We start from the raw sequence: 12,677 nt of genomic DNA, 5'->3' as shown, positions 1-12,677 counted from the left end.
CGGCCGAGGGAGGCCCCGTGTTCAACGTCTTCGAGGAACTGTTCGCACCCGGCCGCAAGCACACCCGGGACGAACAGAACCGCCTGGAACTGACCCGGGAGGACGTGGGCGACGGCGACCCGGGCCGCGGCCCGATAGACCTCGCCTCCGGGAAGGTGGTGGTACGGCCACCGGAGCCCACGCAGGACGAGCAGCCGGCGCCCGAGGGGCCGCGTTAGCTGACCTCCAGCTCCAGAATCCGGTCGTCCCCGTCCCCCGGGGAACCCCGGCCGTCCGTCTCGCTCGTCACCAGCCACAGTTTGTTGCCGTCGGCCGCGAGGACCGTGCGCAGGCGGCCGTGGTCGCCCTCCAGGAAGGGCTGGGGGTCGGCCGAGGCTTCCGTGCCGTCCAGGGGTATGCGCCACAGGCGTTCGCCGCGCAGGCCCGCCATCCAGATGGAGCCCTCGGCGTAGGCGATGCCGCTGGGGGAGGCCTCGTCGGTGCTCCACTGGGCTATCGGGTTGCGGTACGCGGAGTCGTCGGACCTGCCCTCCACCTCCGGCCAGCCGTAGTTGTCGCCGGGCTTGATCGCGTTCAGCTCGTCCCAGGTGTTCTGGCCGAACTCGGCGGCGAACAGGCGCTGCTTGGCGTCCCAGGCGATGCCCTGCACATTGCGGTGGCCGTACGAGTACACCGTCGACTCCGGGAACGGATTGCCCGGGGCCGGCTCGCCCTCCGGGGTCATGCGCAGGATCTTGCCGCCGAGCGACTCCCTGTCCTGGGACAGACCCTCCTCTCCGCTCTCGCCCGTGCCCGCGTACAGCATCTTGTCCGGGCCGAAGGCGATCCGGCCGCCGTTGTGGATGAAGCCCTTGGGGATGCCCCGGAATATGGTGTCGGGCGCGCCCAGCTGTTCGCCCGCGGGCTTCTGCTCGTCGTACAGCATGCGGACGATGCGGTTGTCCGAGGCCGAGGTGAAGTACGCGTAGATCATGTGGTCCGAGGCGTAGTCCGGGGAGAGCGCGAGGCCCATCAGGCCGCCCTCGCCCGCCGGGGACACCCCGGGCACCTCGCCCAGCTCGGTCTTTCTGCCCGTCTCCGTGTCGACGCGCGTGATCGTGCCCTCGTCGCGGGAGGAGACGAGCAGGTCGCCGTCGGGCAGCGCGGCCAGGCCCCAGGGGCTGCTGAGGCCCTCGGTGACCGTGCGCACGACCTTGACCGAGCCCTTCGCGGGGGGAGTCTGCTCTGCGGCCGCTCCTGAGGGCGACGACTGCGCCGCCGTACGACTCGGGGTCGCGCTCCCCTCGGAGGGGCCGCCTCCCCCGTCGTCGGAGGAGCAGCCGGCCGTGAGCAGGAGGGTGGCCGTGGCCAGAACGGCCGTCACAGCTCGACGTTGCACGATCATGGTCCCTTCGACGCGGCGAGTCCTACTTGTCATACACCGCTCGCGTCCCACAGGTTCCCGATCACCGGATCCCGAATCGAGGAAGCGGCCGACACATCACGAAGCCGCAGGTCAGCTGCTGGTGAGAGGCGCCCTCAGTCCCAGCACCTCAGTCCCAGCACCTCAGTCCCAGGACCTCATCAGTCCCAGGATCTCAGTCCCAGGACCCCTGCGCCCCCGGCAACCCCGACACCTCCGCCAGATCCTCCGCCGTCAGGCGCACCCCCACCGCCCCGGCGTTCTCCGTCACCCACCGTTCCCGCTTCGCCCCCGGCACCGGCACCACGTGCCGCCCCTGGGCCAGCACCCACGCCAGGGCCACCTGGGCCGGGGTGACGTCCTCGCCGTGGCGGGCGGCGACGCGGCGCAGGCCCGCCACTATCGGCTGGTTCGCCGCCATCATCTCCGCCGTGAAGCGCGGATGCCGGGCGCGCATGTCGTCCGGTTCGAAGCCCTCGCCCGGCGTGAGCGTGCCGGTCAGGAAGCCGTTGCCGAGCGGCATCGCGGCCAGGAAGCCGATACCGCGGGCCTCGCACCAGGGCAGCAGCGCGTCCAGCGCCTCCGGCGACCACACCGACAGCTCCGCCTCGACCGCGCTCACCGGAAAGACCTGCTGGACCCGCTGCAACTGCCGGATCGTCGCGTCGTGCAGCCGCGTCCCGGACCGGCGTCCGCCCCGCGCACCCACGGCGCACAACCCCAACGCCCGCACCTTTCCGGCCTGCACGAGTTCCGCCATCGCGCCCCAGGTCTCCTCGACGGGGACCTCGGGGTCCGAGCGGTGGAGCTGGTAGAGGTCGATCACGTCGGTCTGCAGCCGCCGCAGCGAGGCGTCGCAGGCCCGCTTCACATAGCCGGGGCGGCCGTTGGCCACGATGTGCTGCTCACCCACCAGCAGCCCCACCTTGGTCGACACAAAGGCATCGGAGCGCCGCTCCTTCAACACCCGCCCCACCAACAGCTCGTTGGTGAACGGGCCGTACATGTCGGCCGTGTCCAGCAGCGTCGAGCCCAGATCGAGCGCCCGGTGCACGGCCCGCAGCGACGCGTCGCCCCGCTGCCGTGACGTGCTGTACGCCCAGCTCATCGGCATGCACCCGAGTCCGACGGCCCCCACCGCGAGCGCCGCCGCGCCGATCGTCCTGCGCTCCACCTGCCGTAACCCTCCCTCTCCAGGCCACCCAACCTAACCTCCGCACCGCACCGCCCCTCACATAGCCTCTGACCATGACTGCTGACGTGTGGCTTCCCATCCGGCCGGAGGAGATCGAGGGGCTTCCGGACGGCCCGCAGTACCGTTTCTGGAACGGTGAGGAAACGTTCCCCGCGGACCCCGCCGACTGCGCCTTCTACGTCGTCCCCTACATGAAGCCTTCCGAGGTCGGCGTACGGCCGATGGCCCGGATGACCTCCGTGCAGGTCGTGCAGACGCTCTCCGCCGGTACCGATCATGTCGAGCCGGGGCTCGGGCACCTGCCCCCGGGGGTGCGCCTGTGCAACGCGCGCGGGGTGCACGAGGCGAGTACCGCCGAGCTCACGCTCACCCTGATCCTCGCCTCGCTGCGCGGGATTCCGGACTTCGTCAGGGCGCAGGACAGGGGCGAGTGGCGCGGCGGTTTCCGGCCGGCGCTCGCCGACAAGAACGTGCTCATCGTCGGGTACGGCGCCATCGGCGCGGCCATCGAGGACCGGCTCGCACCCTTTGAGCTCGCGCGGGTGGCGCGCGTCGCGCGCTCAGGGCGCACCACGGCGCGCGGCCCCGTGCAACCGCTCACCGAACTGCCGGGACTGCTGCCCGAGGCGGATGTCGTGATCCTTTCCACGCCGCTGACCGAAACCACCCGGGGGCTGGTGAACGGCGAGTTCCTGGGGCGGATGAAGGACGGCGCGCTGCTCGTCAACGTCGCCCGCGGTCCCGTTGTGGACACCAAGGCGCTGCTCGCGGAGCTGGAGAGTGGCCGGATCACCGCGGCCCTCGACGTCACCGATCCGGAACCGCTGCCGCCCTCGCATCCCTTGTGGCAGGCGCCCGGCGTGCTGATCAGCCCCCATGTCGGCGGCCCCACGTCCGCGTTCATGCCGCGCGCCAAGAGGCTGCTCGTGGACCAGTTGCACCGCTTCGTGAACCGGGAGCCGCTGCGCAACGTGATCCTTACGACGGGCGCGAGGGGTGCGTAGAGCCGTCGGCGTGGCCGACGTCTGAGCCGGTTCGGGCACCCTCCGCAACCGTCCGAACGCGGTCCGTTCCGCGTTCTCCCTGGTGGTCACTGAGCGTAGAGAAGCTATGTCCCTGAGTGACGAGACTGGTGTATCGTCCCGACAGGGGCTGCGCCGCGTACGTTCGGCGCCGGGGATGGACATTTCAGACTGCGAGGGGGGCGACGGGCGATGCACGGCCTATGGACGAACGATCCGACGAGGCGGGGCCGCCGACGGCGGCCCTGGCGCACGGCCACGCGACGACGAGGCCATCACGCCAGTCACGGCGGGCACCACACCCATCACCAGCGCAGGCACAGCAGCCGCCGGAAGCAGGCGCCCTGCCCGCCCCGGGACCCTCGGGACCCGGCGGTGGTACGGACCGGGAGGGCCCGGTGAACGCGCCCTCGCCGGCCACGGCCACCCTCGATCAGGCGCTGCGGCCGCACCGCGCGCCGGGCGCCCTGCTGCCCCGGCCGCCGGCCTCCCGCGCCGGGTCGGGCATGTACCACCAACTCGTCCTGGCCCTGCTGTGCGCGGGCTACGCCGTCGGCTCCGCGGTCGGCTGGGGCTCGGACCAGCTCGCCCTGATCATGGGCGACTTCGGGCTGAGCGCCGCGGCCGGCGCGGCCGCCGTGTCGTGCTTCCTGTACGCGCACAGCCGCCGCGTCCGGTTCCGCTCGGCCTGGCTGCTGTTCGCCCTCTCCTCGGCGATGGCCGCCCTGGGCAACGGGGTCTGGGGGTGGTACGAGGTCGTCCTCGGGCAGCCCGTGCCCAGCCCCAGCTACGCCGACCTGTTCTTCCTGTGCTTCGCGCCGCCCGCCATCGTGGGCCTGCTGGTCCTCGCCAAGCGGCCGGTGACGAAGGCGGGCTGGGTCTGCCTCGCCCTGGACGCCTGGCTGATCGGCGGCTCCCTGGTCACCCTGTCGTGGAGCCTCGCGCTCGCCCAGGCGGCCAAGGGCGGCGGCCCCGGCGTCGCGCACACCGCGCTGTCGCTGGCGTACCCGCTGCTCGACATCGCCCTGGTCAGCATGGTGCTCGCGCTGCACTTCCGGCGCTCGGGCGCGAACCGCTCCGCGGTGAACACCGCGATCGGCGCGCTCGCCCTGACCGTGATGTGCGACGCCCTGTTCACCTCACCGCTGCTGCACGACAACTACCACTCGGGCCAACTGCTGGACGCGGGCTGGTTCGCCGGCTCGCTGCTCCTGGCGTACGCCCCCTGGGCCACCCCGCGCCCCGGACAGCCCGGCGACGAGCCGCACGCGCGCGTGGTCCACGAGCACGTGCCCGGTCAGCGCGGCAACGCCCACCCGCACCCCTCCGCACAACAGGGAGAGCCCAGCCGGTATCCGGCCACCCGGCCGCTCAGCGGCTCGCTGGCCGCGCTCACGCCGTACCTCGCCGCGGCCGTCTGCACGCTGGGGATCCTCTACAACGTGCTCAACGGCCGCAGCGTCGACCGCGTGGTGCTGCTCACCGGCGGCACGGTCGTGCTCGCGCTCGTGGTGCGCCAGGGGATCATGCTGCTCGACAACATCACCCTCACCCAGGAACTGGCGCAGAAGGAGAACCACTTCCGCTCCTTGGTGCAGGGCTCCAGCGACGTCATCATGATCGCCGCGCCCAACGGCATCCTCCGATACGTGTCGCCGGCCGCCGCCGGGGTCTACGGACGCCCGGCGGAGGACCTGGTGGGGAGCGAACTGGCCGAACTCATCCACCCGGAGGACCTGGGCTGCGTGGTGCACGAGGTGCGCCGCTTCCTCGCCGCCAGCCCCCTGGAGGAACCCACCACGCGCATCGAGTGCCGCTTCCGGTCCGGCGAGGGCGGCTGGCTGAACGTCGAGTCGACCGTCAACCGGCACCACGGCGGCCTGATCTTCAACAGCCGGGACGTGACCGAAAGAGTGCGCCTGCAGGCGCAGTTGCAGCACAACGCCGAGCACGACCCGCTCACCGACCTGCCCAACCGCGCGCTGTTCACCAAGCGCGTCCAGCAGGCCCTGTCCGGTCGCCGCAGCACCGACCGCGGTGCCGCCCTGCGGGGCACGGCCGTGCTCTTCATCGACCTGGACGGATTCAAGGCCGTCAACGACACGATCGGGCACCAGGCCGGGGACGAGCTGCTCGTCCAGGCCGCGCGCAGACTCCAGGAGGCGGTCCGCCAGGGCGACACCGCGTCCCGGCTGGGCGGCGACGAGTTCGCGGCCCTGATCGTCGGCGACGGCGCTCGGGACCGGGCCGCCCGCGAACGGAACATCCTGGAGCTCGCCGACCGCCTCAGGGTGACGCTGTCGCAGCCGTATCTCATCGACGGCAACGATGTCCGGGTCGCCGCGTCCATCGGCGTCGCCTTCGCCGAACCGGGCCTCGGCGCGGGCGAGCTGCTGCGCAACGCCGACCTTGCGATGTACCGCGCGAAGTCGGCCGGCAAGGGCCGGGTCGAGCTGTACAAGCCACAGATGCAGCAGGACGTCGTACGCAAGGCGGAGCTGGCCACCCGGCTGCGGGCCGCGCTGCACGACGGCGAGTTCACGCTGCTGCACCAGCCGGTGGTGTGCCTGGAGGACGGCCGGATCACGTCGGTCACCGCGCAGGCGCGCTGGCGGTCGTCCCAAGGGGTGCTGTTCACGCCCGCGGAGTTCCTGCGCGTGGCCGAGGACGGCGACAGGACGGCCGAGCTGAGCCGCTGGATGCTGGCGCAGGCCGTGGAACAGGCCGCCGAACGCGCCGCCACCGGCCACGCCGTACCGGTCGCCGTCCGGATGGCCGCCCGCCGGCTGCTGGACCGGTCGATGCCCCTCGGCTCCGTCGAGGCGCTGCTGACCCGGCACGGGCTGCCGTCCGGGGCGCTGGTCATCGAGCTGTCCGACATCGATGCCAAGGTCCCCCTGGACGACCTGGAGCGCCGCCTGGGCGCCCTCAGGAGGCTCGGCGTGCGTATCGCGCTGGACGGCTTCGGCAGCGGCTGCCCGGCCATCACGGCGCTCAGGCGACTCCCCGTGGACGTGCTGAAGCTGGAACGGGGTCTGGTCGAGGGCGTCGTCGAGTCCGCGCGGCTGCACAAGATCACCAGCGGGCTGTTGCGCATCGCCGGCGATCTCGGCCTGCAGTCCGTGGCGGACGGCGTGGATCTGCCCGAGCAGGTCGTCGCCCTGCGCGCGATGGGCTGTACGCACGGCCAGGGCATGGCCTTCTCCGGGCCACTGGACGAGTACCGGCTGCGCCGGGCGCTCAGTTCCGGCCAATATCCGGTGCCGCACGGGCCGGCCGAGCCCGCCTTCGCGGGCGGCGCGGCGACGTACACGGGAGGGGTGACCACCGTCTTCGGCGGGGCCACGCCCGTGGCCACACCGGTCGGCACACCCCTGGCCCAACCCCTGCGCTCACATAATGAGACTCCCGTCCCACCCACTTGACAGTGGGTGCGCGCCGGGGGGAGGGTCAGTTCCATGCGCACCCGAATTCTCGTACTTGGACAGCGCGTCGGCTGAGCTGGGAATCACCGGAGGACGATCCGGCAACCCCAGCGACCACACCGGCGCGCTCCCCTCGCTTGCCTTACGGCACGAGGGGTTTTTTGTTGCACAGGCACCTGCCGTACAGCAGTCGTACACCGCACAAATCTCGCAAAAACCCTCAGCATCGAGAAGAGAATGCCGATGACCGAGCAGGCCACCGGGGCCCATCACCCGCAGCCGCGGCCCCGATCCGGAGGACAGTCCGCACCCGAGCACGTCACGGGTGCGCAGTCCCTCATCCGCTCTCTCGAGGAGGTCGGCGCCGACACGGTATTCGGCATTCCCGGCGGCGCGATCCTTCCGGCGTACGACCCGCTGATGGACTCCGGCAAGGTCCGCCACGTGCTGGTGCGGCACGAGCAGGGCGCCGGTCACGCGGCCACCGGCTACGCGCAGGCCACCGGCAAGGTCGGCGTCTGCATGGCGACCTCCGGCCCCGGCGCCACCAACCTGGTCACGCCGATCGCCGACGCGCACATGGACTCGGTGCCGCTGGTCGCGATCACCGGTCAGGTCGCCTCCAAGGCGATCGGCACGGACGCCTTCCAGGAGGCGGACATCGTCGGCATCACCATGCCGATCACCAAGCACAACTTCCTGGTCACCAAGGCCGAGGACATCCCCCGGGTGATCGCGCAGGCGTTCCACATCGCCGCCACCGGCCGCCCCGGCCCGGTCCTGGTCGACATCGCCAAGGACGCCCTCCAGGCGAAGACCACCTTCTCCTGGCCGCCCACCATGGACCTGCCCGGCTACCGGCCCGTCACCAAGCCGCACGCCAAGCAGATCCGCGAGGCCGCCAAGCTGATCACCTCCGCCAAGCGGCCGGTGCTGTACGTCGGCGGCGGCGTGATCAAGGCCAAGGCCACCGCCGAGCTGAAGGTCCTCGCCGAGCTCACCGGAGCGCCCGTCACCACCACCCTGATGGCGCTCGGCGCGTTCCCCGACAGCCACCCGCTGCACGTCGGCATGCCCGGCATGCACGGTGCGGTCGCCGCCGTCACCGCGCTGCAGAAGGCCGACCTGATCGTCGCGCTCGGCGCCCGCTTCGACGACCGCGTCACCGGCAAGCTGGACAGCTTCGCCCCGTACGCCAAGATCGTGCACGCCGACATCGACCCGGCCGAGATCGGCAAGAACCGCGCCGCCGACGTGCCGATCGTCGGAGACGCCCGCGAGGTCATCGCCGATCTGATCCAGGCCGTGCAGAAGGAGCACAGCGACGGCCACCAGGGCGACTACGAGGCCTGGTGGAAGGACCTCAACCGCTGGCGCGACACCTACCCGCTCGGCTACGACCAGCCCGAGGACGGCTCGCTCTCCCCGCAGCAGGTCATCGAGCGCATCGGCCAACTCGCCCCCGAGGGCACGATCTTCGCGGCCGGCGTCGGCCAGCACCAGATGTGGGCCGCGCACTTCATCCAGTACGACAGGCCCGCCACCTGGCTCAACTCCGGCGGCGCCGGGACGATGGGGTACGCGGTCCCGGCCGCGATGGGCGCCAAGGCCGGAGCCCCGGACAAGGCGGTCTGGGCGATCGACGGCGACGGCTGCTTCCAGATGACCAATCAGGAGCTCACCACCTGCGCCCTGAACAACATCCCGATCAAGGTCGCCGTCATCAACAACGGCGCCCTCGGGATGGTCCGCCAGTGGCAGACCCTCTTCTACAACCAGCGGTACTCCAACACCGTGCTGCACTCCGGCCCCGACGACGTCAACCCCCAGGCCCGGGGCACCCGGGTCCCCGACTTCGTGAAGCTGTCGGAGGCCATGGGCTGCTACGCCATCCGCTGCGAGGACCCGGCCGACCTCGACAAGGTCATCGAGGAGGCGAACTCGATCAACGACCGCCCGGTCGTCGTCGACTTCATCGTCCACGAGGACGCGATGGTGTGGCCGATGGTCGCCGCCGGCACCTCCAACGACGAGATCATGGCCGCACGGGACGTCCGCCCGGACTTCGGCGACAACGAAGACGACTGAAGAGAGAGCTGAGTCAAGAACATGTCCAAGCACACGCTCTCCGTCCTGGTGGAGAACACGCCGGGCATCCTGGCCCGGATCGCCGCCCTGTTCTCCCGCCGCGGCTTCAACATCGACTCGCTCGCGGTCGGCGTCACCGAGCACCCCGACATCTCCCGCATCACCATCGTGGTGAACGTCGAGGACCTGCCGTTGGAGCAGGTGACCAAGCAGCTCAACAAGCTGGTCAACGTGCTGAAGATCGTCGAGCTGGAGCCGGCGCAGGCCGTGCAGCGCGAACTCGTTCTGGTGAAGGTGCGCGCCGACAACGAGACGCGCTCCCAGATCGTCGAGATCGTCCAGCTGTTCCGCGCCAAGACCGTCGACGTCTCCCCGGAGGCCGTCACCATCGAGGCCACCGGCTCCAGCGACAAGCTGGAGGCGATGCTGAAGATGCTGGAGCAGTTCGGCATCAAGGAACTGGTCCAGTCCGGCACGATCGCGATCGGACGCGGTGCGCGTTCGATCACGGACCGCTCGCTGCGCGCGCTGGACCGATCGGCGTAACGATGTGAAACGGGCGGTCCGCGCAACCCGGATCGCCCGTATGGCGAGACTTCGAACCTTCCCCTCCCCCCGCCGTCATACGGTGGGACGCAACATCAGCACTCCAAGGAGAGACCCAAAGTGGCCGAGCTGTTCTACGACGCCGACGCCGACCTGTCCATCATCCAGGGCCGCAAGGTCGCGGTCATCGGTTACGGCAGCCAGGGCCACGCCCACGCCCTGTCGCTGCGTGACTCGGGTGTCGACGTCCGCGTCGGTCTGCACGAGGGCTCCAAGTCCAAGGCCAAGGCCGAGGAGCAGGGTCTGCGCGTGGTCACCCCGGCGGAGGCCGCCGCCGAGGCCGACGTCATCATGATCCTCGTCCCGGACCCGATCCAGGCCCAGGTCTACGAGGAGCACATCGCCCCGAACCTGAAGGACGGCGACGCGCTGTTCTTCGGCCACGGCTTCAACATCCGCTTCGGCTTCATCAAGCCCCCGGCCGGCGTCGACGTCTGCATGGTCGCCCCCAAGGGCCCGGGCCACCTGGTGCGCCGTCAGTACGAGGAGGGCCGCGGCGTTCCCTGCATCGCCGCCGTCGAGCAGGACGCCTCCGGAGGCGCCTTCGCGCTGGCCCTGTCGTACGCCAAGGGCATCGGTGGCACCCGCGCCGGCGTCATCAAAACGACGTTCACCGAGGAGACCGAGACCGACCTGTTCGGTGAGCAGGCGGTGCTCTGCGGTGGTACGGCCGCCCTGGTGAAGGCCGGTTTCGAGACGCTGACCGAGGCCGGCTACCAGCCCGAGATCGCGTACTTCGAGTGCCTGCACGAGCTGAAGCTGATCGTGGACCTCATGTACGAGGGCGGCCTGGAGAAGATGCGCTGGTCGATCTCCGAGACCGCCGAGTGGGGCGACTACGTCACCGGCCCGCGGATCATCACCGACGCCACCAAGGCCGAGATGAAGAAGGTTCTGGCGGAGATCCAGGACGGTACCTTCGCGCAGGCCTGGATGGACGAGTACCACGGCGGTCTGAAGAAGTACAACGAGTACAAGCAGCAGGACTCCGAGCACCTGCTGGAGACCACGGGCAAGGAGCTGCGCAAGCTGATGTCCTGGGTGAACGAGGAGGCCTGACCTCCGTGTCCCGTGGCGGTGCTCCCGGCCGGGGCGCTGCCACGGGGCCTCGCCCCGGACCCCATACAAAGACCCCATACAAAATGGAGTTTCTCGTCCGGGTGATCCTTCCGCAGAGGCGCAAGACGACCCAGGCAGCGCCACTACACTGCCGTACTACATACGCGTCAGGCCCACAGCGTCGTGCGTCTTCCACGCGGCAAGCCCCCTCCACCGCCTGCGGCCGTCGGGACGGCCGTCCGCATTGGACTTGTGAGGACTCACGTGAGCTCGAAACCCGTCGTACTCATCGCTGAAGAGCTGTCGCCCGCCACCGTGGACGCGCTCGGGCCGGACTTCGAGATCCGGCACTGCAACGGAGCGGACCGAGCCGAACTGCTCCCCGCCATCGCCGACGTCGACGCGATCCTGATCCGCTCCGCGACCAAGGTGGACGCCGAGGCCATCGCCGCCGCGAACCAGCTCAAGGTCGTCGCACGAGCCGGCGTCGGCCTGGACAACGTCGACGTCTCCGCCGCCACCAAGGCCGGCGTGATGGTCGTCAACGCCCCCACCTCGAACATCGTGACCGCCGCCGAGCTGGCCTGCGGCCTCATCCTCGCCACCGCCCGCAACATCCCGCAGGCCAACGCGGCGCTGAAGAACGGCGAGTGGAAGCGCAGCAAGTACACCGGTGTCGAGCTGGCCGAGAAGACCCTCGGTGTCGTGGGCCTCGGCCGCATCGGCGCGCTGGTCGCCCAGCGGATGTCCGCCTTCGGCATGAAGGTCGTCGCCTACGACCCCTACGTACAGCCCGCGCGGGCCGCGCAGATGGGCGTCAAGGTGCTGTCGCTGGACGAGCTGCTCGAGGTCTCCGACTTCATCACCGTCCACCTGCCCAAGACCCCCGAGACGCTGGGCCTGATCGGCGCCGAGGCGCTGCGCAAGGTCAAGCCGAGCGTGCGGATCGTCAACGCCGCGCGCGGCGGGATCGTCGACGAGGAGGCGCTGTACTCCGCCCTCAAGGAGGGCCGGGTCGCCGGTGCGGGTCTGGACGTGTACGCCAAGGAGCCGTGCACGGACTCGCCGCTGTTCGAGTTCGACCAGGTCGTGGCCACCCCGCACCTGGGTGCCTCCACCGACGAGGCGCAGGAGAAGGCCGGTATCGCCGTCGCCAAGTCCGTCCGTCTCGCCCTCGCCGGTGAGCTGGTCCCGGACGCGGTGAACGTCCAGGGCGGTGTCATCGCCGAGGACGTCAAGCCGGGTCTGCCGCTCGCCGAGCGGCTCGGCCGGATCTTCACCGCGCTCGCCGGCGAGGTGGCCGTCCGCCTCGACGTCGAGGTGTACGGCGAGATCACCCAGCACGATGTGAAGGTGCTGGAGCTGTCCGCCCTCAAGGGTGTCTTCGAGGACGTCGTCGACGAGACCGTGTCCTACGTCAACGCCCCGCTGTTCGCCCAGGAGCGCGGCGTCGAGGTGCGGCTGACCACCAGCTCGGAGTCGCCGGACCACCGCAACGTCGTGACCGTGCGCGGCACGCTCGGCGACGGCGAGGAGGTGTCGGTGTCCGGCACGCTCGCCGGTCCCAAGCACCTGCAGAAGATCGTCGCGGTCGGCGAGTACGACGTGGACCTCGCGCTGGCCGAACACATGGTGGTCCTGCGGTACGAGGACCGGCCGGGCGTCGTCGGCACGGTGGGCCGGATCATCGGCGAGGCCGGGATCAACATCGCCGGTATGCAGGTCGCTCGCGCGGCGGCGGGCGGCGAGGCGTTGGCTGTGCTGACCGTCGATGACGCGGTGCCCACGGGAGTGCTCGCCGAGGTCGCCTCGGAGATCGGGGCGACGTCTGCTCGTGCGGTGAACCTCGTCTGAGGTTGCCGTCCCTGGGGGCTGCCGCC

General features: G+C 70.6%; 9 protein-coding genes. 7 read left to right on the top strand and 2 right to left on the bottom strand.

Features of this window, described 5'->3' with window-relative positions; genetic code table 11:
* Window positions 1–17 precede the first annotated feature (17 nt).
* Window positions 18–218: a DUF6191 domain-containing protein gene (locus tag I2W78_RS11000; protein ID WP_196459061.1), complete on the top strand. Its 201-nt coding sequence runs from the start codon at window positions 18–20 to the stop codon at window positions 216–218.
* Here I2W78_RS11000 and I2W78_RS10995 read toward each other — a convergent pair.
* Both I2W78_RS10995 and I2W78_RS10990 read right to left on the bottom strand, forming a co-directional pair.
* Window positions 215–1,417, bottom strand: coding sequence for a PQQ-dependent sugar dehydrogenase (locus I2W78_RS10995; protein WP_196459059.1), 1,203 nt, complete (start codon window positions 1,415–1,417; stop codon window positions 215–217). The genes I2W78_RS11000 and I2W78_RS10995 overlap by 4 nt on opposite strands.
* 160 nt (window positions 1,418–1,577) lie before the next feature.
* Entirely contained in the window at window positions 1,578–2,576 is a 999-nt protein-coding gene (locus I2W78_RS10990; RefSeq protein WP_196459057.1) for an aldo/keto reductase, read from the bottom strand.
* A 74-nt stretch (window positions 2,577–2,650) separates the two neighbouring features.
* On the opposite strand from I2W78_RS10990, the gene I2W78_RS10985 reads away from it, so the two are divergent.
* The 6 genes from I2W78_RS10985 to serA all read left to right on the top strand — a co-directional run bounded on the left by I2W78_RS10985 (window position 2,651) and on the right by serA (window position 12,651).
* Entirely contained in the window at window positions 2,651–3,601 is a 951-nt protein-coding gene (locus I2W78_RS10985; RefSeq protein ID WP_196459056.1) for a 2-hydroxyacid dehydrogenase, read from the top strand.
* A gap of 416 nt (window positions 3,602–4,017) precedes the next feature.
* Entirely contained in the window at window positions 4,018–7,044 is a 3,027-nt protein-coding gene (locus tag I2W78_RS10980; RefSeq protein WP_196459055.1) for a putative bifunctional diguanylate cyclase/phosphodiesterase, read from the top strand.
* A gap of 237 nt (window positions 7,045–7,281) precedes the next feature.
* The gene (locus I2W78_RS10975; protein ID WP_196459054.1) at window positions 7,282–9,132 is read left to right on the top strand and encodes an acetolactate synthase large subunit; all 1,851 of its coding nucleotides are present in this window, start codon (window positions 7,282–7,284) and stop codon (window positions 9,130–9,132) included.
* Between the two features lie 21 nt (window positions 9,133–9,153).
* Window positions 9,154–9,678 carry an acetolactate synthase small subunit gene (ilvN, locus tag I2W78_RS10970; RefSeq protein ID WP_196459053.1) on the top strand — a complete coding sequence of 175 codons (525 nt, stop codon included), beginning with the start codon at window positions 9,154–9,156 and terminating at the stop codon, window positions 9,676–9,678.
* A 120-nt stretch (window positions 9,679–9,798) separates the two neighbouring features.
* Window positions 9,799–10,797, top strand: a complete 999-nt coding sequence (gene ilvC, locus I2W78_RS10965; protein ID WP_196459050.1) for a ketol-acid reductoisomerase — start codon at window positions 9,799–9,801, stop codon at window positions 10,795–10,797.
* A 264-nt stretch (window positions 10,798–11,061) separates the two neighbouring features.
* Window positions 11,062–12,651, top strand: a complete 1,590-nt coding sequence (gene serA, locus I2W78_RS10960; RefSeq protein ID WP_196459049.1) for a phosphoglycerate dehydrogenase — start codon at window positions 11,062–11,064, stop codon at window positions 12,649–12,651.
* The last annotated feature ends 26 nt before the right edge of the window (window positions 12,652–12,677 follow it).

It is taken from the genome of Streptomyces spinoverrucosus, assembly GCF_015712165.1.
Classification (GTDB): domain Bacteria; phylum Actinomycetota; class Actinomycetes; order Streptomycetales; family Streptomycetaceae; genus Streptomyces; species Streptomyces spinoverrucosus_A.
This window is presented reverse-complemented; position numbering and strand designations above follow the sequence as displayed.

Coding starts and splice junctions, on each gene's coding strand:
- I2W78_RS10975 (WP_196459054.1), top strand. CDS start 7,282: ATGCCGATGACCGAGCAGGCCACCGGGGCCCATCACCCGCAGCCGCGG.
- ilvN (WP_196459053.1), top strand. CDS start 9,154: ATGTCCAAGCACACGCTCTCCGTCCTGGTGGAGAACACGCCGGGCATC.
- I2W78_RS10985 (WP_196459056.1), top strand. CDS start 2,651: ATGACTGCTGACGTGTGGCTTCCCATCCGGCCGGAGGAGATCGAGGGG.
- I2W78_RS10995 (WP_196459059.1), bottom strand. CDS start 1,417: ATGACAAGTAGGACTCGCCGCGTCGAAGGGACCATGATCGTGCAACGT.